At 69.4% G+C, this 22,040-nt stretch carries 22 protein-coding genes and 1 pseudogene; 14 read left to right on the top strand and 9 right to left on the bottom strand.

The window, feature by feature from the left end; all coding sequences use genetic code 11:
• The 4 genes and pseudogenes from F3H13_RS16310 to F3H13_RS14570 form a co-directional block, all read right to left on the bottom strand.
• Positions 1–376, bottom strand: a pseudogene (locus tag F3H13_RS16310) (hypothetical protein); the annotation flags it as partial.
• 98 nt (positions 377–474) lie between these two features.
• Positions 475–1,776 (bottom strand): RNB domain-containing ribonuclease, encoded by a 1,302-nt coding sequence (locus tag F3H13_RS14580; RefSeq protein WP_149799723.1) that lies wholly within the window; start codon positions 1,774–1,776, stop codon positions 475–477.
• 116 nt (positions 1,777–1,892) lie between these two features.
• On the bottom strand, positions 1,893–2,750 hold the full coding sequence (locus F3H13_RS14575) for a GIDE domain-containing protein (protein WP_149799722.1): 858 nt from the start codon (positions 2,748–2,750) through the stop codon (positions 1,893–1,895).
• A 36-nt stretch (positions 2,751–2,786) separates the two neighbouring features.
• Complete coding sequence (locus F3H13_RS14570; RefSeq protein WP_149799721.1) at positions 2,787–3,152, bottom strand: DUF7562 family protein; 366 nt, start codon at positions 3,150–3,152, stop codon at positions 2,787–2,789.
• A 199-nt stretch (positions 3,153–3,351) separates the two neighbouring features.
• On the opposite strand from F3H13_RS14570, the gene F3H13_RS14565 reads away from it, so the two are divergent.
• From F3H13_RS14565 to F3H13_RS14555, 3 genes are all read left to right on the top strand, one after another.
• Positions 3,352–3,834, top strand: coding sequence for a cation:proton antiporter regulatory subunit (locus F3H13_RS14565; protein WP_149799720.1), 483 nt, complete (start codon positions 3,352–3,354; stop codon positions 3,832–3,834).
• Positions 3,835–3,925: 91 nt separating this feature from the next.
• On the top strand, positions 3,926–5,161 hold the full coding sequence (locus tag F3H13_RS14560; RefSeq protein WP_149799719.1) for a cation:proton antiporter: 1,236 nt from the start codon (positions 3,926–3,928) through the stop codon (positions 5,159–5,161).
• Between the two features lie 126 nt (positions 5,162–5,287).
• Positions 5,288–6,130 (top strand): M14 family metallopeptidase, encoded by an 843-nt coding sequence (locus F3H13_RS14555; RefSeq protein WP_149799718.1) that lies wholly within the window; start codon positions 5,288–5,290, stop codon positions 6,128–6,130.
• 459 nt (positions 6,131–6,589) lie between these two features.
• On the opposite strand, the gene F3H13_RS14550 is transcribed toward F3H13_RS14555, so the two are convergent.
• Both F3H13_RS14550 and F3H13_RS14545 read right to left on the bottom strand, forming a co-directional pair.
• Complete coding sequence (locus tag F3H13_RS14550) at positions 6,590–6,892, bottom strand: DUF5789 family protein (RefSeq protein WP_149799717.1); 303 nt, start codon at positions 6,890–6,892, stop codon at positions 6,590–6,592.
• 251 nt (positions 6,893–7,143) lie between these two features.
• Positions 7,144–8,301 (bottom strand): aminopeptidase P family protein, encoded by a 1,158-nt coding sequence (locus tag F3H13_RS14545; RefSeq protein ID WP_149799716.1) that lies wholly within the window; start codon positions 8,299–8,301, stop codon positions 7,144–7,146.
• Between the two features lie 93 nt (positions 8,302–8,394).
• Between F3H13_RS14545 and F3H13_RS16305 the strand changes: the two genes are divergently transcribed.
• Positions 8,395–8,571, top strand: coding sequence for a hypothetical protein (locus tag F3H13_RS16305; RefSeq protein ID WP_188128083.1), 177 nt, complete (start codon positions 8,395–8,397; stop codon positions 8,569–8,571).
• A 100-nt stretch (positions 8,572–8,671) separates the two neighbouring features.
• Positions 8,672–8,902, top strand: coding sequence for a DUF7543 family protein (locus tag F3H13_RS14540; RefSeq protein ID WP_149799715.1), 231 nt, complete (start codon positions 8,672–8,674; stop codon positions 8,900–8,902).
• Positions 8,903–8,910: 8 nt separating this feature from the next.
• Here the strand turns inward: F3H13_RS14540 and F3H13_RS14535 are convergent, their stop codons facing one another.
• Both F3H13_RS14535 and F3H13_RS14530 read right to left on the bottom strand, forming a co-directional pair.
• Positions 8,911–9,264, bottom strand: coding sequence for a VOC family protein (locus tag F3H13_RS14535; protein WP_149799740.1), 354 nt, complete (start codon positions 9,262–9,264; stop codon positions 8,911–8,913).
• Between the two features lie 64 nt (positions 9,265–9,328).
• Complete coding sequence (locus F3H13_RS14530) at positions 9,329–10,759, bottom strand: tRNA(Ile)(2)-agmatinylcytidine synthase (RefSeq protein ID WP_149799714.1); 1,431 nt, start codon at positions 10,757–10,759, stop codon at positions 9,329–9,331.
• 176 nt (positions 10,760–10,935) lie between these two features.
• On the opposite strand from F3H13_RS14530, the gene F3H13_RS14525 reads away from it, so the two are divergent.
• Positions 10,936–11,907: a transcriptional regulator gene (locus F3H13_RS14525; RefSeq protein WP_149799713.1), complete on the top strand. Its 972-nt coding sequence runs from the start codon at positions 10,936–10,938 to the stop codon at positions 11,905–11,907.
• A gap of 84 nt (positions 11,908–11,991) precedes the next feature.
• Here the strand turns inward: F3H13_RS14525 and F3H13_RS14520 are convergent, their stop codons facing one another.
• Entirely contained in the window at positions 11,992–13,629 is a 1,638-nt protein-coding gene (locus F3H13_RS14520) for a nucleotide-binding protein (RefSeq protein WP_149799712.1), read from the bottom strand.
• A gap of 177 nt (positions 13,630–13,806) precedes the next feature.
• Here F3H13_RS14520 and ahaH point away from each other — a divergent pair, with 177 nt between their 5' ends.
• The 8 genes from ahaH (at position 13,807) to F3H13_RS14480 (ending at position 21,996) form a co-directional block, all read left to right on the top strand.
• On the top strand, positions 13,807–14,163 hold the full coding sequence (gene ahaH / locus F3H13_RS14515; RefSeq protein WP_149799711.1) for an ATP synthase archaeal subunit H: 357 nt from the start codon (positions 13,807–13,809) through the stop codon (positions 14,161–14,163).
• Between the two features lie 4 nt (positions 14,164–14,167).
• Complete coding sequence (locus F3H13_RS14510; protein ID WP_149799739.1) at positions 14,168–16,393, top strand: V-type ATP synthase subunit I; 2,226 nt, start codon at positions 14,168–14,170, stop codon at positions 16,391–16,393.
• A gap of 194 nt (positions 16,394–16,587) precedes the next feature.
• The gene (locus tag F3H13_RS14505) at positions 16,588–16,839 is read left to right on the top strand and encodes a hypothetical protein (protein WP_149799710.1); all 252 of its coding nucleotides are present in this window, start codon (positions 16,588–16,590) and stop codon (positions 16,837–16,839) included.
• Positions 16,840–16,859: 20 nt separating this feature from the next.
• Complete coding sequence (locus F3H13_RS14500; protein WP_149799709.1) at positions 16,860–17,438, top strand: V-type ATP synthase subunit E; 579 nt, start codon at positions 16,860–16,862, stop codon at positions 17,436–17,438.
• Complete coding sequence (locus F3H13_RS14495; RefSeq protein WP_149799708.1) at positions 17,435–18,481, top strand: V-type ATP synthase subunit C; 1,047 nt, start codon at positions 17,435–17,437, stop codon at positions 18,479–18,481. The genes F3H13_RS14500 and F3H13_RS14495 overlap by 4 nt, the downstream gene beginning before the upstream one ends.
• Positions 18,478–18,807, top strand: a complete 330-nt coding sequence (locus F3H13_RS14490) for a V-type ATP synthase subunit F (RefSeq protein ID WP_006629423.1) — start codon at positions 18,478–18,480, stop codon at positions 18,805–18,807. Before F3H13_RS14495 ends, F3H13_RS14490 begins: the two co-directional genes overlap by 4 nt.
• Before the next feature lies 1 nt (position 18,808).
• Positions 18,809–20,572 (top strand): ATP synthase subunit A, encoded by a 1,764-nt coding sequence (locus F3H13_RS14485; protein ID WP_149799707.1) that lies wholly within the window; start codon positions 18,809–18,811, stop codon positions 20,570–20,572.
• Positions 20,573–20,574: 2 nt separating this feature from the next.
• A complete protein-coding gene (locus F3H13_RS14480) occupies positions 20,575–21,996 on the top strand; it encodes a V-type ATP synthase subunit B (RefSeq protein WP_149799706.1) in 1,422 nt (473 codons plus the stop codon).
• The last annotated feature ends 44 nt before the right edge of the window (positions 21,997–22,040 follow it).

Raw genomic sequence — 22,040 nt, 5'->3', positions numbered from 1 at the left:
CGTGGTCGTCGTGGTCGCCGTGGTCGTCGTGGTCGCCGTGGTCATCGTGGTCGCCGTGGTCATCGGACTCGACGTCGATCGTCACGGGCCCGTCGTCGTCGCCTTCCGACGGAGATTCCGCGACGCCGTCGACGGAGTCGAGCTCCTCTCCGTCCATCGATTCCAGCCCACTCAGAGCGTATCCGACGGCGTACCCCGTCGACCCGCCGATCAGCGCGCCGATGCCGGCGCCGACGGGTCCGCCCCGGGCGCCGAGGACGGCCCCGGTGAAGCCGCCGATCGTCGCGGGGCGTTCCGCGTCGCGCTCGGGGTCGCCGGTCGGTTCGAGCGGCTCCGGTTCATGTCGGTTCGTGTCGCCGTGGTCGTGGCCTGCCATATCGATCGTTAGGGCTGAGACGGTGTATATGTCCTGCCGAGCCACGCGTTTGCGGGGCGTTCGCTGGCGCGTACGTCTCCCCCTCGACCGGACCGGGCTCACGCCGTATGCTTCGCCTCTTCCGGGTCCTCGACGACCTCGACGCCGCGGTTGTTGACCGCGTACGGGTCGAGCCCCTGCTCCTGGAGGAACTGCTTATAAAGCCGCTCTGCGGTCTCGCCGTCTTTCTGCTTGTCGCTGGCGTGGTCGCAGAGCTCGACGAGGGTCTCGGGGACGTCGTTCTCGTGGACGATCCAGTGGTTGATCGTGTCCGACAGGCGGCGGATGGGCGACGTGAAGTGGCCGTAGATGTCGAAGTTGAGTGCGTGGTGGCCGCCGAACGGGTCGTTCATGTACTTCGCGCGGGGCATCACCTTCAACACGGCGCGCTGGATCTTGTTGAGCTGCCGCTCCGGAGACTCTTCGAGGGCGGCGTTGACGGCCTTCCGGGGGTCATCGCCCCACGCGTCGCCGGGGATCGAGACGCCGTCGAGCTCTTGGATCTCTTTGAGCGCCTCGTTCCACTGGTCGGGGGTCGGCTGCGGGTGGACGCGGTACATCGCCTCGACGCCGCGGTCCCACATCAGGGTGTGCGTCACCGCCTTGTTCGCCTTCAGCATCGACTCCTCGATGATGGTGTGCGCGCGGTCGCGCCGGGGGTTCAAGACGAGCGAGCCGTCCTCCTTGCGCTGCTCGTGCATCCGGTCGGCGAGCTCGAAGGCGAGCGTGTTCTCCTCACCGAGCGGCATGTCGGGGTCCTCGAGCCGCTTTTCGCACTGCTTGTAGGTGAGCCGCTCGTCGGAGTTGATGACGGACTTGTAGATGTCGATGTCCTCGAACGAGAGCGTCTCCTCGTCGATCTCCATCTCGACGGTGTGCGCGAGGCGGTCCTCGTTCGGCACGAGCGAGCAGACGGTCTCGGCCAGCACCGGCGGGAGCATGTGGATCGTGTAGTCGGGGAGGTAGACGGTGTTAGCGCGCTCGACCGCCTCCTCCCACATCGCCGTGTCCGGGGTGACGTAGTGGGTGACGTCGGCGATGTGGACCCACAGCCGGTAGGCCCCCTCCTCGCGCTCGATGGAGATGGCGTCGTCGAAGTCCTGCGCGTCGATCGGGTCGGTCGTCCACGTGGTGAGGTCGCGGAGGTCCTCGCGCTCGTCGATCTCGGCTTCGATCTCCTCGTAGACGCCCTCGGTTCGCGTCTCCGCCTCGCGGAGGACCTCGCTCGGGAACTCGTCGCGGATCTCGAACTCCTCGAACAGCTCCTCGCGCTTCTCGGCGAGTCGGTCCGCGAGCGCCGGCGTGATCGTCACGGGGCCCTGGTCCTCGGCGGACCCTTGCTTCGGCTCGTCGTCTGACATACCTCCACCAACGCGGGTCCGTTAGAAAGGCCTGTCGGGCGGGGAAACGCGCCGCGGGCGGCGAGTCGGGCGTATCGTCTCATATGGGCGTGCCGTCTCATCCGAACGAGCCGCACTCAGACGAACGTCGCGAGTGCCGGCGACAGCAGCAGGGCCGCGACGCCGAGCGCGACCGCGCCGAAGAGGATCGAGACCGCCGACGCGCCGACCAGTCGGAGTGCGGTCCGCCGCGCGCTCGCGTCCGAGACGACGAACGGCGAGCCGCCGGCGATCCGCGATTTCACCTCGCCGACGGGCGCGTCCGGGAACGCCTCGCTGTCGCCGACGACAGTCACCTCGTCGCCCGGGCGGAGCGTCCGCTGGACGTACCGGCGTCGCGGGTCGTCGCCGATCGTGAGCGGGCCGACCTCGTACCCGGTCTCCGTGTCGTCGACCTCGTCGACCGCGTCGATGAATCCCCGGACGCGTTCGGGCGGCTCCTCGCCCGCGTCGAGCTTTACCTTCTCGTCGACGTCGAGCGAGAAGGTCGCGGCCGCGGGGTCGACCCGGACGCCGGTTCCACCGTCCTCGACCCGGAAGGGAACGCCGGCCTCGCCCCCGTCGATCGTGACCCACGACTGCCCTTTCCCCTGGCTGCGGAGCTCGGAGACGTCGTACTCGACACAGACGCACGGCTCGCCGCCGAACGGCGCGGGGAGCGTCTCGCCGTCAACGTCGCCGGCGCGGCCGCTGACTCGTATCCGCCGCTCCGCGCCGTCGAGCCCGGTCGGACTCGTCGCGGTCGTTCGGAGGGTCCCGACCGCGTCGACCGTACCGCTCGCGCCGCGCGCGAGGAACGCGAGTCCGAGGATCAGGGAGCCGGCGCCGGCGACAGTCGTAGCCGGGTCGACGGTGCTGATGGCGGTCGGGACGAGGTCGACGGTGCTGATCGGGACGAGGGCAGAAGCCGCGGCTACTACGTGGAGGGCGCGCATGCGTACGGTCGCGGTACCGAGCCGCGACGGGTAGGATTATCGGTCGCGGTCGCGGTCGGAGCGCGTGCGGTCCGACCGGCCGCGGTCCGAGCGGCTCCCCGACCCGCCCTCGTCGCTCCGGCGGTCGGCGTCGTCCGCCACCGCGTCGGCGTAGCGGTTGAGGAACTCCTCGGTGGAGAGGCCGTCAGATTCGATCGAGAGGATCAGCGATTCGAGGCCATCGCGGGGCTGGTGAGATATCTCGTCGTCGCAGTCGGCACAGAGGTACTCGAACTCCTTGTCGCGCCGGTTCCAGCGGTCGCCCTCCTTGTCGTACTCGCGCGCGTCCTCCCGCAACACCGAGTCCCCGCACGCGATGCACACGACCGTCCGTCGGTCCCGACTCCCCCGGGAGCGCCACATATCGATACCCTCGGCCCCGCCCCACTTAGCGTTTGGTACCCGCGGCTGACGCCCGTCGGACGGGATTCTGGGTCGCGCATCGGACGGGATTCTGGGTCGCGCATCGGACGGAGTTTCGAGTCGCGTGGTTTGGCGACGAGCGCGGACGCGACCCCTGCCCGACGTACAGACATATTACGGTGGGCGCGCTGGTGCCGGTATGACGATCACCGAGTCCGACCTCCCGGGAGTCGGCAAGAAGTTCGAGATCGAGCTAGGTGGCGGCGAGGAGATGATCGTCGTCATCCACAACACCGGGAAACGCGAGGTGTTCCGGCGGCGCGACCCGGATGCCGACTCCGAGAAGGCGTTCGAGTTCTCCGACGACCTCGCGCGGACGATCGGCTCGATCATCGAGGGAGCGTACTTCCAGCCGGTCGAACCGGAGACGCAGGAGACGACGCTGCCGGGCGGGATCCTCTTGGAGTGGTACGAGCTCCCGCCCGGATCGCCGCTGGTCGGTGAGACGCTGGAGAGCGCCGACATCGGCAACCGCACCGGGCTCGCTGTCGTCGCGATCCAGCGCGGCGACGAGGTGCTCGACAGCCCGGGCGCCGAGACCACCCTCCGCGAGGGCGACACCCTGATCGGGGTCGGCACGCCCGAGAACTGCGCGGCGTTCGAGGAGATCCTCACGGAATGACCGGTCGGTACGGGGCGTCGGGGCTCGGCACGACGAGGCTCGGCGCGTCGGGGTTCGGCGGTACGGTCGGCCCTCCCGGCGGTGGTTGGTAGTGGCGCTGCTCGATGTCGGCGTCATGTTCGTCGCGGTCGCGGTCGCCGGCGCGCTCGCGAACCGCCTCGGACAGTCCGTGATCCCCGCGTACATCCTCGTCGGGATGCTGCTCGGGGAGTTCGTCCTCGGACAGATCGCGCTCCCCGCCGTCGGGACCGTCTACGTCCCCGAGACGGAGTTCATCTCGCTGGGCGCGGAGCTGGGGATCGTCTTCCTGCTCTTCTTCCTCGGCTTAGAGTTCAACCTCGACCGGCTGCTCGCCCGACGGGGCCCGATCGGGACGGCGGGCACGATCGACCTCGCGAACTTCGGGGTCGGGCTCGTCCTCGGCTGGCTCGTCTTCGGCGCGTTCCTCCCGGCGTTCCTGATCGCGGGGATCGTCTACATCTCCTCGTCGGCGGTGATCACGAAGTCGCTCATCGACCTCGGCTGGATCGCCAACGACGAGGCGGAGCCGATGCTCGGCACCCTGGTGTACGAGGACCTGTTCATCGCCGTCTACCTCTCCGTCGCGTCCGCCTTGGTGCTCGGCAGCGGCGACGTCGCGGCGGCCGCGACCGACGTGGGGATCGCGCTCGCGTTCATCGCCGGCCTGCTCGCGGTCGTTCGGTTCGGCACCCCGCTTTTCGACCGGCTCGTCGCGACGGACAACCGGGAGTTCGTGGCGCTGCGCGCCGTGGCGGCGGTCGTGTTCGTCGCCGGCGCGGCGCTCGCGCTCGGCGTCAGCGAGGCGGTCGCGGCGTTCTTCGTCGGGATGGCGTTCGCTCCGACCGCTCAGGCGCACACGATCGAGACGATCTTAGAGCCGGTCCGAGACCTCTTCGCCGCGGTGTTTTTCTTCTGGATCGGGCTCGTCACGAACCCCGCGCTGTTCGCGGACGTCGCGGCGCTCGTCGCGCTCGCCGTCGTCGTCACCACGCCGTCGAAGGTCGTCACGGGCTACCTCGCGGGGCGCGCGTTCGACCTCGACGCCCGCCGGTCGACGCGAGTCGGCCTCGGGATGACCACCCGCGGCGAGTTCTCGCTGATCATCGCCACGATCGCTGTCACCGGTGCGAACGCCGGCACGTTCGACCCGGCGTTGGCGGGGACGATCAACGCGTTCGCGGTCGGCTACGTCCTCGTGATGGCGGTCCTTGGGACGACGCTGATGGGGTACGCCGCCCCGTTCGAGTCGATCGCGACCGCGTGGCTGGACCGCGACGTGTCGGACGGCGGCGGGGCGAGCGGATAGGTGTTCGGCGCAGGAGTCGTTTATAAATGATGAGCTCTGTTAAAATCCTCTTTTTCAGACTCAGTAGTGTTTGAACGACCCAACTGGCGGGGAAACTTTCCGCATGTAGCGTCTACGTTCGACTACATGTTCGACCAAGATGTGGCCCCTGACGTTGTGGAATTCGGCCCGGGCGACGCGAACCTCGCTGTGGTCTGCAACATACACGGAGACGAACCGACAGGCGCCCGCGCGATCCATCGTCTCCTCAAGCAGTTGCCTGAATTCGAGCGGGCCGTAAAGTTCATCGTCGCCAATCCGCCGGCGTCTATCTCGCATCGCCGCTTTCTCGACGTGGACATGAACAGGGTGTTCCCGGGTGACCCGGAATCGGACGACCGCGAGCAGCGCCTCGCCGCCCAACTCGTTACCGAGACGGCCGGCTGTGACACCATCTCGCTCCATACGACCCACGCAACCCACGAGCCTGTCGCGTTCGTCTCGGAGGGACACCCCCGCTCGCTCGAGCTCGTCTCCCAACTCCCGATAGCGTATGTCATCAACGAGACGCCAGTCATCGACAGTTCGTTCAGTTCGACCGGGCAGATTGTCTCGATAGAGGTCGGGAAGGTCGAACATCCGAACTCGATCGCGAAAGCCGAGATGCTAATCCGGGCGTTCCTCACCAATGAGGGTGCCCTCTCGGGGAAGCCCCCGATGCATGCTCCCGTGACGAAATACTTCGATATCTACGACGAAGTCGAGAAGCCGTCCGGGGACAGGTACGAACTGCTCGCACGGAACTTCGAGCGAGTCGAAGCGGGAGAAGCGTACGCGAAATCGAGGAACGGGTATCTCCTCGCCGAGGAACCGTTCGTTCCGGTCCTGATGTCGCAGTCGGGATACGACGGGATATTCGGCTACCGGGGACGGAAGGTCGGAGAGTCGGTCGAGGACGCGAAGGAGGCGTGGCTTGATGAAGAGAAGTGACTGAACATCTGACTGATGGTGGAATGACCATCCTCGTACCGAATACACCACCTGTATTGACCGCAACCGGGTCAGAATGTGTCTCCTGTTACGGATTTCAACAGAGCCAAATGGTGGTCAACAGCCCGACGGTGAACACCGCCAAAGCCCCAGCCACGAAGCCGCCGCACACTCGCTGCGCTCCTTGCTCGTTCGCTTCGCTCACTCACTGCGGTGCTTACGTCGTCTGCGGCGGCTTCGTGGCTGACCCTTTGAGTCCCGCCCGGCACAGCGACCGCACCTCACGCCTCCCCAGCCTCGTCAGTCGGCCTCCGCTTCGCTCCGGCCGACTGACTCCCTCGCGCGTGCTCCTTGCGGCCGCCTTCGGCGACCGCTCGGAGGCGCGCGCCGACCGCTAGTTTATAAGTCACTCTCGTCGTCTCGGCGGCTGTTTATAAATAGAGTCGTCGCGCTCGACGCTTACTCGGTCGCGACCGGGCCGCGGCCGACGACGTCCTCGACCGCCTGAACGAAGTCGCTCCGGCTCTCGAACAGCGGGTCATCGGAGTCCGCGAGCACGTCGTCGAGGGCGCGGGGACCGTCGGGGGTCCGGAGCTCGGTGTCACCCTCCTGTTCGCGGACGTCGCTGTTCTTGGCGGGCCAGGTGAGCCGCGACGCGACGCGGGCGACCGGCTCGCCGGCCACCTCCGGCCCGTCGCCGAGTTCGACGGCCGGCTCCGCTTCCGCCTCCTCGTCCCCTTCGTCCGCGTCTGTGTCGCTCATGCCCCGCGGTTCCGCTCGGGCGACACTAATGGTTTCGATGCCGCTCGGGCGCCCGCAGAGCGGGTCCAGGCGCGCTCGGTCCGACTCAGGGAATACACCCGAAATAATTCGGTAATACCGTTATATTATCTGACGGTAATCCCCTATTGGGGGCAGGCACACGACTCCCGTATTCGCGTCTCGACGTCGACGCGCTGGTCTCCGCGTTTTCGCCGCATCACTCTTGACGACGGGCCGTGCGTCCGCGACCATCACGCCCAGCCGCGTCCGGTCCGGTTCAGCCGCTCGCAGCCGTCCTCGGTGACGACCACGAGGTCCTCGATCCGACAGCCGAACCGCCCGTCGAGGTAGATCCCCGGCTCGACGGAGCAGACCATCCCGGGCTCTAACGGGCGGTCGTTGCCCGCGACGAGGTACGGCTCCTCGTGGACGTCCAACCCCACGCCGTGGCCGGTGCGGTGGACGAAGGCGTCGCCGTACCCCGCCGCCTCGATCACCTCGCGCGCGGCGCGGTCGACGGCGGCCGCCGGGACGCCGGGCTCGACGGCCTCGACGCCGGCCGCCTGCGCCTCGCGCACGACCTGGTGGACCTCGGCGTACGCCTCGCTCGGCTCCCCGCCGAAGGCGAGCGTCCGCGTCTGATCGGAGGGATAGCCGTCGACGCGCGTCCCGAAGTCTAAGACGACCGGCTCGCCCGCGCGGATCTCGCGGTCGCCGTGGCCGTGGTGGGGCTTCGCGCCGTTCTCGCCCGCCGCGACGACCGTCTCGAAGCTGACGCCGCGCCCCCCGCGCTCGGCAAGGCGCTCGGCGATCCAGTCGGCGAGCGCGGCCTCGGTCATGCCGACCGCATCGGCCCCCAACTCGCGGAGGTCGTCCACGACCCCGTCCGCGACCGCGGCCGCCTCGCGGAGTGCCGCCAGTTCGGCCTCGTCCTTCCGGACCCGCAGGTCCGCGAGCGCCTCGCTCGCGAGCCCCCACGTCGCGTCGGGCGCCGCCGCGCGCAGGTCCTGCGTGAACCGCGCCCACATCGTGTCGTCGACGAGGAGCCGCCCCGCGTCGAGCCCTCGGTCCGCGAGCAGCTCGCGCGTCGCCGCGACCGGGTCGTCGCCGTCGTTCCACGTCCGTACCTCCCCGACGGTCGTCGCCTCCCGGACCTGCGTCTCGTACAGGGCCGGCGCGAGCAGCGCCGGCTCCGGCTCCGTGGCGCTCGAAGCGGGGATCACGAGGAAGAAGTGGCGCTCGCCGGGCTCCTCGGCGAAGCCGGTGAGGTACTGGAGGTTGCGGCTCGGGAACGCGACCAGCCCCGCCGCGCCGACGGCCTCCAGCCGCTCCGCGGCCCGTTCGCGTCGTCGCTCGTGCGGTCCGGTCGGCTCTCCCGCCGACCCGCCCGCGTGTGCGTCGTCGGTCACGCGCCGGAGTTCGGACTCGGTATATAAGTAGGGTGGCGTTGACCGGGCCGCAAGCGGTCCATAACTAGGGGCTGTCAGTCGCTATGCGATACCATGTCAACCGAGAAGGCCGCGACGTTCGACTGCCCGGAGTGCGACGTGTCCGCCCCCTCGACGTCGGTACCGTACGACTCGCTCGGCTACGTCGTCTGCCCGGTATGCGGGTACGCGGCCACGCCGAACGCGGAGGACTCGCCGGTCGCCGAGCGGTCGCCGAGCGCGGGCGATTGACTCGCCGGTCGCCGAGCGCGTCGCTCGGGGGCGCGACCTCGGGGCCCCGCGGCCGCCCCGGAACCGCACCGCTTTAGCCGCGGGACGCGTCCGTCCGGGTATGAGCTGGTCGCTGGAGCGCGACGACGGAACGGTCACCGAGTGGGAGCGATCGGACGGGTACGCGACGGTCAGGCTCCGCGAGCGCGCGGCCGGCGGCTTCGTCGTCCGCCTCGACGTGATGGAGCAGGCGGCCGACGAGTCGGCCTACGAGCGGGTTCGGTTCGACGACCGCGAGGCCGCCGAAGCGCGAGCGACCGAGTGGCGCGAGGGGCGCGACCTCGACGAGTAGCACCGCGGCTACGCGATATCGACGACGTCGTCGAGGAAGACCTGACACTCGACGGTCCGTCCCTCCGGGTCCTCGGCGAAACACTGGTAGATGTCGTACGTCTCGTTTTCTCGTGGCTCTTTCACGACCGCGTCGCCCAGCCGATTGGAGGCGGCGTCGACGCCCTCCCGGTCCGGGTAGACGAACGTCAGGATGCCGCAGTCGTCAGCCGCGTCGCGCTCGCAGAACCCGAACAGGAAGCCGTCGAACTCCAAGATCGTACAGTCAGGCTGTTCGAGACGCACGGTCGCGTTCAGTCGCTCGCGGTAGAACTCGACGACTGCGTCGCGCCGTTCCGTCGCGTGGAAGACGATTCCGGTCACGTCGGTTCGCTCGCGCGGCGGCCACTTCATCGCTCCGGGCGGATCTCACCGCTCCGGGCGGATCTCACCGCTCCGGGTGCGTCGGCGCGTCGAACCCGCCGCGGACGAGGGGTTTCGCGACGTGGCGCCGCGCGCTCGGCGGCACCTCGTACCACCCCGCTTCGAGGTCGCGCTCGATCGGTTCTTCGACCTTCCCCGGCGCGCTCGTTCCGCAGTCGCGACAGCGGTATCCCTGATCCCGCCCGGCCGACGACATCGACCGCCCGCAGTCCGGGCAGGTCGGTACCGCGGGCGCGGTCCGGACGAGGTCGCGGGCGGCGAACTTCTCTAATTTCAGGGTGCTCTCGGGGCCCGCGGCGTCCTCACGCACCTCGTGTTCGCCGCAGAGGGTGACGCGGTCGCCCGGGCGAAGCCCCCGGACTCGGTCGCGGAAGCGACCGGTGGGCGCGAACGCGACGGCGCGGAGGCGGTCGGCGTCCGTCCCGTCGCCGGAACCGCCTGCGCCGCCCGAACCCGCCGCGTCGCGGTCGCTCGCGACGTCGACATGGACGTGTCCCCCCTGTTTCGTCTCCGGCACGCTCGCCACCACGCCCGCGACGCGGTAGCCGGCGCCGTCGCGGAGGTCCCCGATCCTCCCGGGTGCGAGGTGGGCGTCGGTGCCCTGGTTCGTCAGGAACGTCGCCGCGCGTTCGACCGTCTCGCCGTCGATCGCGGCCGCGACCGCGCGGCACGCGGCCGGATCGTCGCCCCGGATTCCGTGGAGGATCGGGCCGGGGGCGTTCGGGACGCAGACGGCGGCGCCCGTCTCCCGGTCCACGGTGTCCCACACCGTCGGGTACCCCTCCTCCGCGGCGGCGAAGACGCTCTCGGCGTCGACCTCGCGGGGGGTGCCGCAGCGGTCGAGTTCGCGGTAGGAGATGCGCTCGAACGTCCAGTCGTCGAACGCGGCCGGCGCGCCGACCGCCGCGAGCGCGCCGATCCGGCCCCGTCCGGCGACCGCGTCGGCGTCGTCCGCGTCGGCGTCGTTCGCCCCGTCGGCGCCGCCCGCCGAGCCGACCGCGGCGTGCCGGAACCCGTGTCTCTCGGCCAGCTCGACCGCGTCCGCGACGGAGAGCCGCTCGCGGAGCGCGCGGCGAGCGAACGCGGCGACCTCGTCGGGGATCGGCGCCCCGGTCGAGTCGAAGGGGTCGCCGTCGACGTCGCGGTCGGCGACGACGACGCCGGGCGACGTCCGCGGGTCCGACGCCGCCGCGAACTCTTCGACTGTCTCGACGGCGACCGTCACGGCCCGCTCGGCGTCGACGCCGGCGACGTGGAGCGCGATCGCGGCGTTCCCGCGCGTCTTGTGCTTGACTGCCGGGTTCAGGCGGACGAGGAGCCGCCGTCGGACCCGACCCCCGGCGTCCGCGAGCCGCTCCGCGATCCGCGTCGCCACGTACGTCGTGCACATCCCGCGCTCGCGGGAGTCGGTGTCGTCGACGGCGACGATCGGCATGCGACGCGGTTCGCGGCGGCGCGTCAAGCCCCTTTCGGGGGTGGCCCCGTCGCTCTCCGGCCGGTCGAGTATTTAATCGTTTCCCGCCCCGAACGCGGAAAATCGCAGGCGGGCGGCAGTTTCGTCGGGGGCGGGACGACACAACGCATATATACGCCGAGCCGCTTGTTCCGGCTATGTCCCGGACTGCGCTCATCGGGAACGTCACCGCGATGCTGGAGGACGCAGGGTTCCTCGTCAGCGACCGGTGTGCGGTCCGGCCCAAGAGCTTCGACGTGGCGGCCCGCCGCGACGAGGACCTCCTCCTCTTAAAGATCCTCGGCAACGTCGACGCGCTCGACGCGGAGACCGGCGCGGAGATGCGCCGGCTCGGCGAGTACCTCAGGGGGACGCCGATGGTGATCGGGATCCGCACCCGCGACGAGGAGCTGAAGCCCGGCGTCGTCTACTTCCGGCACGGCGTGCCGGTGATCAACCCCGACACCGCCTACGACCTGTTCGTCGAGGGAATGCCCCCGCTCATCTACGCCGCCCCCGGCGGGTTATACGTCAGCCTCGACGGCGACCTGCTCGCCGACGAGCGCGAGGAGCGCGGCTGGTCGCTCGGCCGCCTCGCGACCGAGCTGGGCGTCTCCCGCCGCACCGTCTCGAAGTACGAGGACGGGATGAACGCCTCCATCGAGGTGGCGATCCAGCTGGAGGAGCTGTTTGACCAGCCGTTCTCCAGCCCGGTCGACGTCCTCGACGGCGCGGACGAGGTCCGCGACGCGGAGCCGACGCCCTCGGCGCCCGCAGCGGACCCCGACGACGAGCACGTCCTCCACGTGCTCACCAGCGCCGGCTTCACGGTCCACCCGACCGCTCGCGCGCCGTTCAAGGCCGTCTCGGAGGACGAGGACAGTCCGGCGACGCGCGTGCTCACCGGCCACTCGGCGTTCACCGCCGCGGCCGAGAAGCGCGCCCGGATCATGTCCTCCATCGGCGAGGTGGCCCAGACCCGTTCGGTGTACTTCACCGAGGAGAACGAGAAGCGCGAGTCCGTCGACGGCACCGCTCTCGTCTCCTGTGAGGAGCTCGCCGAGGTCACCGACCCCGAGGAGATCCGCGAGCTGATCCGCGACCGCGCCCGGGCCCCCTCCGAGGCCTGACCGCGCCGCCGCGCTCCGGTCGGTTCTCGCAGTCACTCTTCGCGTTCCACCGTTATCGACGAAAATCCCCGCAGCGGGCCGGTCTCACCGACCGAGGAGCCGGCTGAAGAAGCCGCCGTCGTCCCCCGGCTCCTCGTCGTCCGCAGCCGACTCCTCCCCGGTCCCCGACTCCGCGCTCTCGTCGTCGCCGTCAGCCCCCGTTTCGTCGTCCCCCTCCGACAGCACGGTGTTCATCGTCCCGGTGTCGTCGTCGCGGAACGGGATGCTGCCGGCGAGCTCGTCGTCGATGTCGTCCGCCGTCGGCTCGTCGCTCGCTCGCCCCTCGCCGCCGTCCTCGTCGCCGCGGTCGACGGCCGACTCGCGCGCCGTCTCGTCCGCGTCGGGGATCGCGTCCGAGTCCGCTGCCTCGGCGGCAGTCTCGTCCCCGTCGACGGTCTCGTCCCCGTCGTCGGCTTCGCCTTCGCTGCCGTCCTCGGCCCCGGCGGCGGTATCGGTGTCGCCGCCTTCCTCGGCCCCGTCGTCGGTATCGGCCTCGTCGACAGCGGTCGCCGTCGTTTCGGTGGCGGCGGCGTCGCCGGCGCTGCCATCGGTTTCGCCGTCGCCCTCGGCGGACTCCGGCTCCTCGTCGCCGGCGCCGGCCGTCTCCGCGTCCGGCGGCTCGCTCTCGCTCGCGACGATGATGTCGTCGCCGTCGCCCGGCTCCGTCACGCCGGTCGCGTCGGGATCCGCGACGATGATGTCCTCGTCCTCGCCGGTCTCCTCCTCTTCCCCTTCGTCGACGGCGTCGCCGCGCTCGTCCGCCTCCGCTTCGTCGCCGTCGTCCGGGCTGTCTGCCGCCCCGTCGTCGTCGTCGCTCGGCTCCTCGTCGACGATCACCGCGTCGTCGTCGGGCGCGTCGGGTTCGCTCTCGGTTTCGTCGTCGCTCTCGGCCTCCTCGGCGTCGTCGTCCGTTTCCGCGGCGCTGGAGTCCGCGGTCGATACCCCCGCTGCCGCGGCGGCCGCGGGCGCGTCGAGCCCCGCGCCGTCGACGTCGCCGCCGGTCAGCGCCCGGGCGAGGTCGCGGTACGCCCGGGTCGCCGGCGCGTCGGGCGCGACGGAAAGCAGCGGGCGGTCCGCCGCCGCGGCCCGGGCCACGGCCTCGTCGTCCGGGATCCGCCCGAGGATAGGGGCGTCGAGCAGGGCCGTGACGACCTCGTCGGTGTCGCCGGTCACGCGGGTGATCGCGGCGCCCGCGACGGTCCCGCCCAGGCGCTCGGTCAGCTGTCGCGTCTTCTCGGTGTCGCCGAGGGCGCTCCGCTCCGGGGTCGAGACGAGCAGTGTCTCGTCGGCGACCGCGAGCGGCAGCGTGGAGTCGTGCGACAGGCCGGCGCCCGCGTCGACGAACACGAAGTCGGCGTCGTCGAACGCCTCGACGACCCCCCCGAGCCCCGAGGGGTCCGCGGCCGCGTACGCGTCGAGGTCGGTCGCCCCCGGGACGACCCGGAGCCCGGCCGGCCCCTCGCGGACCGCCGCCGCCGGGTCCGCCTCGCCGGCGAGGACGTCGTGGAGGGTGGTCTCGCCGGGGGTCACCCCGACGGCGCCCGCGAGGTTCGCCATGCCGAGGTCGGCGTCGATCGCGACGACGTCGGCGCCCGAGTCCGCCAGGACCGTCGCCAGCGCGGCGGTCGTGGTGGTCTTCCCGACGCCACCCTTCGCCGACGCGACCGCATACACCGTTGCCATACGGTGAGGGTTCCGCGACTGCTACTTAAATGTAGGCGGCGGCGCCCGAACCTCCCCGGCGCCGCGGCCGCGTTCCGCGCGGAATCCGTCCGGCATCGCCCCGGAATCGGCGCGCAACCCCGCGGGCTTTCGCAAACACCTTATACGTCGCTTGTAGAGTTTCAGGCGATTAGTAGCATGGCGAGACCAGAGGTGCTCAACTCGATCAAGGAGGCCGAACGGGAGGCGGACGAGATCATCGCGGACGCGGAGTCGGACGCCGAGGAGCGCCTCGCCGAAGCTCGAGAGCGCGCGGACGAGATCCGCGCCGAGGCCGAGGAGGAGGCGGAGGCGGAGGCCCAAGAGCGGCTCGAAGCGGCCCGAGAGGAGATCGAGGAGCGGCGCGAGGAGATCCTCGAGTCGGGGCGCGCCGACCGCGACGAGCTCGAACGCGAGGCCCGCGACCGGGTGGAATCGGCCGTCGACTACGCCGTCGAGCGGTTCGAGGCGGCGGTTCACGAGCAGGCCGAGGAGGCGGTGGATGCTCAGGCCTGAGCGGATGAGCCGGGTGTCGGTGACGGGCTCGAAGCGCGTCATCGACGACGTCATCGAGGCGGCGTACGCCCACCACTCCCTACACGTCACCGACTACGACGACCGGTACGAGGGGTTCGAGCCGGGGACCTCGCTCGACGGCGCGGAGACCGTCAACGAGCGGCTCGTGACCGTCCGGTCGCTGGAGAGCATCCTCGACGTCGACGAGGACGACGCCGAGGTCGCCCGGTCGCTGGACGACGACGAGCTCGTCGACGAGCTCGAGCGCGTCCGCGAGCGGGTCAACGAGCTCAACGACGAGCGCGACGAGCTCCAGGCCGCGATCCGCGACCGGCAGGAGGAGATCGACCGCATGGAGCCGTTCGCAGAGCTGGGGATCGACCTGGAGTACCTGCGCGGCTACGACTCAGTCGAGGTCGTCGTCGGCGAGGCTAAGCCCGCCGCCGTCGAGGCGGCGCTCGAAGACGCCGACTCGATCGACGTCTTCGACGTCTTCGTCGGCGGCGACGTGGTCGCCATCGTCGCGCGGCCGGCCGACTCGGACGCCGAGGGCGTCGTTCAGGACGCGCTCGTCGGCGTCGACATCGCGCTGCTCGACGTGCCGGACGCGGACGCGAGCCCGGAAGAGTACGTCGCGGAGCTGGAGGCCGAGCAGGCCGACCTCCGCGACGAGCTCGCCGGCGTCGAACGCGAGCTCGAATCGGTGAAAGAGGAGGCGGCGGGCTTCCTGCTGCGTGCCGAAGAGCAGCTCACCATCGAGGCCGAGAAGAAGGAGGCGCCGCTCTCCTTTGCGACCACCGAGAACGCCTTCGTCGCCGAGGGGTGGGTGCCGACCGAGACGTACCCCGACTTCGAGGCGGCGGTCGTCGACGCCGTCGGCGACCACGTTGAAGTCGAGGAGCTCGAACGCGCCTCCTTCACCCCCGACGGCGACCATCACGCCGAGCCGGTCGACGGCGGGAATGCCGGCCGCGACGGCGGTGCGGCTGCGGCGGCCGAGGCCGAGGACGCGACGGCCGAGCGCGAGGCCGCCACCGACGGCGGTCACGCGGCACACGGCTCCGACGACCCGCCGGTCGTCCAAGATAACGGCGGCGCCGCCGGTCCCTTCGAGCTGCTCGTACAGGGGTTCGGTCGGCCGAAGTACTCCGAGTTCGACCCGACGCTCTTAGTCTTCCTCACGTTCCCGGCGATGTTCGGGTTCATGATCGGCGACGTCGGCTACGGCGTCTTGTACGCGCTGCTCGGCTACGTGATGTACTCGAAGTTCGACGGCGCGTTCCGCGAGCTCGGCTCCGTCGCGATGTGGGCCGGCGGCTTCACGATCCTGTTCGGGATATACTTCGGGATCGACGTCTTCGGCTACCACGCCTACCAGCTGCTGCCCGGTGACGTCCACTGGCCGATCGCCGGGAAGGGGCTCTCGCCGGCCGACATCGACTGGGCGCTGGCGTTTCTCGTCGTCAGCGTGCTGTTCGGGATGCTCCACCTCAACGTCGGATACGCCCTCTCGTTCGTGAACAACTACCAGCTCCACGACCTGAAGCACGCGGTCTACGAGAGCGCCTCGTGGCTGCTCCTGCTCAACGGTATCTGGGTCTGGATCTTCAGCCGGCACGTTCTCGGGCCGAAGCCCGACTTCCTGTTCGATTCGATCTCCCTGCTCACGCTCGGGGCGGTCTCGTTCAGCGGGTTCCCGGTCGTCGTCGGGTTCGTCGGGCTCGCCGCCGCCGCCCTCGGAGCGGTCCTACTCGGGATCGGCGAGCCGGCAGAGCTGGCCGAGGTGCTCTCTCCGCTCGTCAACGTCATCTCCTACGCCCGGATCATGGCCGTCCTGCTCGCGAAGGGCGGGATGGCGCTCGCGGTCAACCTACTCGCGTTCGGCGCGTACATCGACGGCAGCGGCGAGGGGAGCTTCCACTTCATCTTCACGCCGGAGTACCTCTCGTACGTTCAGGAGCACTCCGTCGCGAACGGCGGCGAGTACGAACTCGTCTTCGCGGGGCTGACGACCGCCTTCGAGCCGAGCGGAGTGGGAATCCTCGCGCTCGTGGGCGGGGTCGTCGTGGCCATCGTCGGTCACCTCGTCGTCCTGCTGCTCGGCGTCACCTCCGCCGGCATTCAGGCCGTGCGTCTCGAGTACGTCGAGTTCTTCGGGAAGTTCTATCAGGGCGGGGGTCGAGCGTACCTGCCCTTCGGCCGCGACCGTCGGTACACCCGCGAGGACTGATCCGCGACACGCCTCGGGGGCGGTGACCCCGGTTTGGCCCGTCGAACCCGGCAACGCAGTCGGGTTCTGAACCTCCGTAGCCGCGTCTCTCCTCGGCGTTCTCTCGCGTTTCACTCGGTCGTTTTGGGAAGCTTTATGACTCCTCTAGGGGCAATTAGCAACCGTTCGGAGACGAGCAACCGCAACTACTACCAATGCTTGAAGCTACCAACGAACTCGGGAACGTCGCACTGTCGACCGGTGGAACACTGACTGATCCCAGCGCCGCAGCGGCTCTCGCCGTCGGCCTGGCGGCGCTCGGTGCGGGCTATGCGGAGCGGGGTATCGGTTCGGCCGCCGTCGGCGCGATGGCCGAGGACGACGACCTGTTCGTCAACGGGCTCATCCTGACGGTCCTTCCCGAGACGATCGTCATCCTCGCGCTCGTCGTCGTCTTCATCGTCTGAACGGTCTCCCTTTCACACCAATGAGTTTGGAAACCGTCGTTGAGGACGTTGAAGATGAGGCCCGCGCGCGTGCGGAGGAGATCCGCGAACAGGCCGAGGCGGAGGCCGACGAGATCGTCGCCGACGCCGAGGCCGACGCGGACCGCATCCGCGAGGAGCGGCTCGCCGAGGTCGAGAGCCAGATCGACCAGGAGCGCGAACAGACGCTCTCCTCGGCGAAGCTCGAGGCCAAACAGGAGCGGCTCGGCGCTCGCCGCGACGTCTTAGAGGACGTTCGCGACGACGTCGAGGCGGCGATCGCCGCCCTCGACGGCGACGACCGTCGCGAGCTCACCGAGGCCCTGCTCGACGCGACCCTCGCGGAGTTCGACGACGACGAGGACGTCGCCGTCTACACCCGCGCCGAGGACGTCGAGCTGCTCGAGGAGCTCGTCGCGGACCGCAACGCCGAGGTCGACGGGGAGCTCGACTGCCTCGGCGGCGTCGTCGCCGAGAGCGACACCTCCCGCGTTCGCGTGAACAACACGTTCGACTCGGTCCTGGAGTCCGTCTGGGACGACGAGTTGAAGAACATCTCGGAGCGGCTGTTCGACCAATGAGCGCCGCCGGTAGCTCGAACCCCGAGTACGTCGTCGCGCGGGTTCGTGCCCGCCGCGGCAGCCTCTACGGGGACGAGGAGTACCGCAAGCTCACCCGGATGGGCCCGGCCGAGATCGCCCGGTTCATGGAGGAGTCGAGCTACGGCGACGAGATCAACGCCCTCGGTAGCCGCCACGGCGGCGTGGACCTGATCGAGTACGCGTTAAACCGGAACCTCGCCGAGCAGTTCGACGCCATCCTCGACTGGAGCGAGGGGTCGCTGTACGATCTCATCGCTCGGTACCTCCGGAAATTCGACGCTTGGAACGTGAAGACGATCATCCGCGGCGCCTACACCGACGCGGACCAGTCGGCCGTCGAGGTCGACCTGATCCGCGCCGGCGAGTTCGACGACCGTCGGATCCGCCGGCTGCTGGAGGCGGACTCGATCGACGCCGTGATCGAAGTCCTCGAGGACACGATCTACGGCGAGCCGCTGCGGGAGGCGTACGCGGAGTACGAGGAGACGGACGTGCTGGTGCCCTTAGAGAACGCGGTCGACCGCGCGTTCTACGAGCGGCTCCTCTCCGGGCTCGGCGGCGACGAGCCGACCCGGCAGTACGAGGCGTTCCTCAAGGCGGAGGTCGACTTCCGGAACGCGACGAACGCGCTCCGGCTCGCCCGCTCGGGCGCCGACATCGACCCCGCCGCGTACTTCATCGAGGGCGGCGACCTGTTCACCCGCTCGTCGCTCGCGCGGCTGGCGCAGAACCTCGACGAACTGGTCGAGTACATCGGTGACAGCCAGTACGGCGACGAGCTCGGACCCGCGCTGCGCGAACTCGAAGAGGCGGACAGCCTCATCGCGTTCGAACACGCGATCGACGCCGCGCTGTTAGCCTACGGCGACCGGCTCGGCACGGTCCACCCGGTGTCGGTCACCCCGGTAATCTCGTATATCCTCGCGAAGGAGCGCGAGACGGAGAACATCCGGGCGATCGCCCGCGGGAAGGAGGCCGGCCTCTCGCCCGACGAGATCGAATCGGAGCTGGTGATAACATGAGCCAGGAGATAGCGGTCGTCGGCAGCCCGGAGTTCACGACCGGATTCCGCCTCGCCGGCGTCCGGGCGTTCGAGAACGTGCCGGACGACGAGAAAGACGAGAAGCTCGACGACGCCGTCGAGCGGACGCTCGACGACGAGGGCGTCGGCATCATCGTGATGCACGACGACGACCTCGACCACCTCTCGCGGGGGACCCGCGAGGCGGTCGAGGGGAGCATCGAGCCGGTCCTCGTGACGCTCGGCGGCTCCGGCGCCGGCAGCGGCGGGCTGCGCGACCAGATCAAACGCGCCATCGGTATCGACCTGATGGAGGAAGACGACTAATATGAGCAAAGCAGACACAACCGACGCCGAGACAGACAACGGCGTCATTCAGAGCGTGAGCGGTCCGGTCGTGACCGCCCGCGATCTCAACGCCCGCATGAACGACGTCGTCTACGTCGGCGACGAAGGGCTCATGGGCGAAGTGATCGAGATCGAGGGCGACCTCACGACCGTTCAGGTGTACGAGGAGACCTCCGGCGTCGGCCCCGGCGAACCCGTCGAGAACACGGGCGAGCCGCTGTCGGTCGACCTCGGCCCGGGGATGCTGGACGCCATCTACGACGGCGTTCAGCGCCCCCTGGACGTACTGGAGGGCAAGATGGGCAGTCCGTACCTCGACCGCGGGGTCGACGCGCCCGGTATCGACCTCGAGGAGGAGTGGGCGTTCGAGCCCGAGGTTGAGGCGGGCGACGTCGTCGAGCCCGGCGACATCGTCGGCGTCGTCGAGGAGACGGTCACCATCGACCACAAGGTCATGGTGCCGCCGGACTACGAGGGCGGCGAGGTCGTCGCCGCCGAGGCCGGCAGCTTCGACGTCACCGAGACGGTCGTCGAGCTCGACAACGGCGAGGAGGTCTCGATGCACCAGGAGTGGCCGGTGCGCGAGGCGCGCCCCGCCAACGACAAGAAGACGCCGCGGACGCCGCTGGTGTCCGGCCAGCGCATCCTCGACGGCCTGTTCCCCATCGCGAAGGGCGGCACGGCCGCGATTCCCGGCCCGTTCGGCTCCGGGAAGACGGTTACCCAGCACCAGCTCGCGAAGTACGCCGACGCGGACATCATCGTCTACGTCGGCTGCGGCGAGCGCGGCAACGAGATGACGGAGGTCATCGAGGACTTCCCCGAGCTGGAGGACCCGGCCAACGGCAACCCGCTGATGGCCCGCACCTCGCTCATTGCGAACACCTCGAACATGCCCGTCGCGGCGCGTGAGTCCTGTATCTACACGGGTATCACGATCGCCGAGTACTACCGCGACATGGGGTACGACGTCGCGCTGATGGCCGACTCCACCTCGCGGTGGGCGGAGGCGATGCGCGAGATCTCCTCCCGGCTGGAGGAGATGCCCGGCGAGGAGGGGTACCCCGCGTACCTCGCCGCCCGCCTGGCGCAGTTCTACGAGCGCGCCGGCTACTTCGAGAACATCAACGGGACGGAGGGCTCCGTCTCGGCGATCGGCGCGGTGTCGCCGCCCGGCGGCGACTTCTCCGAGCCGGTCACCCAGAACACGCTGCGCATCGTGAAGACGTTCTGGGCGCTCGACGCGGACTTAGCGGAGCGGCGCCACTTCCCGTCGATCAACTGGAACGAGTCGTACTCGCTGTACAAAGACCAGCTCGACCCCTGGTTCGAGGACGAAGTGGCCGACGACTGGGCGGAGCGGCGCCAGTGGGCGGTCGACGTGCTCGACGAGGAGACGGAGCTACAGGAGATCGTCCAGCTCGTCGGGAAGGACGCCCTGCCCGACGACCAGCAGCTCACCCTGGAGGTCGCGCGCTACCTGCGCGAGGCGTACCTCCAGCAGAACGCGTTCCACCCGGTCGACACGTTCTGTCCGCCGGAGAAGACGTACCTCATGCTGACGACGATCCAGACGTTCAACGACGAGGCGTTCGACGCGCTCGACGCCGGCGTCCCGGTCGAGGAGATCATCGACATCGAGTCGGCCCCGCAGATTAACCGCATCGGCGTCCAAGAGGACTACGAGGAGTACGTCGAGGATCTCAAAGCCGAGATCACCGAGGAGCTCCGGAGCCTCTACTGACCATGAAAGAGTATCAAACCATCACCGAGATCAGCGGCCCCCTCGTGTACGCCGAGGTCGACGAGGCGATCGGCTACGACGAGATCGTCGAGATCGAGACGGCACAGGGGAAGACGCTGCGCGGACAGGTGCTCGAATCCTCGGAGGACGTGGTCGCGATCCAGGTCTTCGAGGGCACCTCAGGCATCGACAGAGACGCGTCCGTCCGCTTCCTGGGCGAGACGATGAAGATGCCCGTCACCGAGGACCTCCTCGGGCGGGTGCTGGACGGCTCCGGCCGCCCGATCGACGACGGCCCGGAGATCGTCCCCGAGGAGCGCCAGGACATCGTCGGCGCGGCGATCAACCCGTACTCCCGGGAGTACCCCGAGGAGTTCATCGAGACGGGCGTCTCCGCGATCGACGGGATGAACACGCTCGTCCGCGGGCAGAAGCTCCCGATCTTCTCCAGCTCCGGCCAGCCGCACAGCGAGCTCGCGATGCAGATCGCGCGGCAGGCCAGCGTGCCCGAAGAGGAGGAGGGCGACGACGAGGACGGCTCCGAGTTCGCCGTCATCTTCGGCGCGATGGGGATCACCCAGGAGGAGGCCAACGAGTTCATGGAGGACTTCGAGCGCACCGGTGCGCTGGAGCGCTCCGTCGTCTTCATGAACCTCGCGGACGACCCCGCCGTCGAGCGGACGGTCACGCCGCGGATGGTCCTGACGACCGCCGAGTACCTCGCCTTCGAGAAGGACTACCACGTCCTCGTCATCCTGACGGACATGACCAACTACTGCGAGGCGCTCCGCGAGATCGGGGCGGCCCGCGAGGAGGTGCCCGGCCGACGCGGGTACCCCGGGTACATGTACACCGACCTGGCGCAGCTGTACGAGCGCGCGGGTCGGATCAAGGGCCGCGACGGTTCGGTCACGCAGATCCCGATCCTCACGATGCCGGGCGACGACGACACCCACCCGATCCCGGACCTGACCGGGTACATTACGGAGGGGCAGATCTACGTCGACCCCGACCTCAACAGCCAGGGCCTCCAGCCGCCGATCAACGTCCTCCCCAGCCTGTCGCGGCTGATGGACGACGGGATCGGCGAGGGGCTCACCCGCGCCGACCACGCGGACGTGAAAGACCAGATGTTCGCGGCGTACGCAGAGGGCGAGGACCTCCGCGACCTCGTGAACATCGTCGGTCGCGAGGCGCTCTCGGAGCTCGACAACAAGTACCTCGACTTCGCGGACGCGTTCGAGTCGGAGTTCATCGACCAGGGCTTCGAGACGAACCGCGACATCGACGAGACGCTCTCTATCGGCTGGGACCTCCTCTCGATGCTGCCGAAGGACGCCCTCAACCGGATCGACGAGGAGTTCATCGAGGAGCACTACCGCGAGGACGACTCCGAGCGCGAAGTGCTCGAAGCGGCCGACTAACGCCGCGACTCACTTTTCGCCGGCAGTCACGCGTTCCCCCCGAG

The organism is Halorubrum xinjiangense (genome assembly GCF_900102375.1).
In the GTDB taxonomy this organism is placed as follows: domain Archaea; phylum Halobacteriota; class Halobacteria; order Halobacteriales; family Haloferacaceae; genus Halorubrum; species Halorubrum xinjiangense.
Note: the sequence above shows the minus strand (reverse complement) of the source record. Positions and strands in the feature narration are given on the sequence as shown.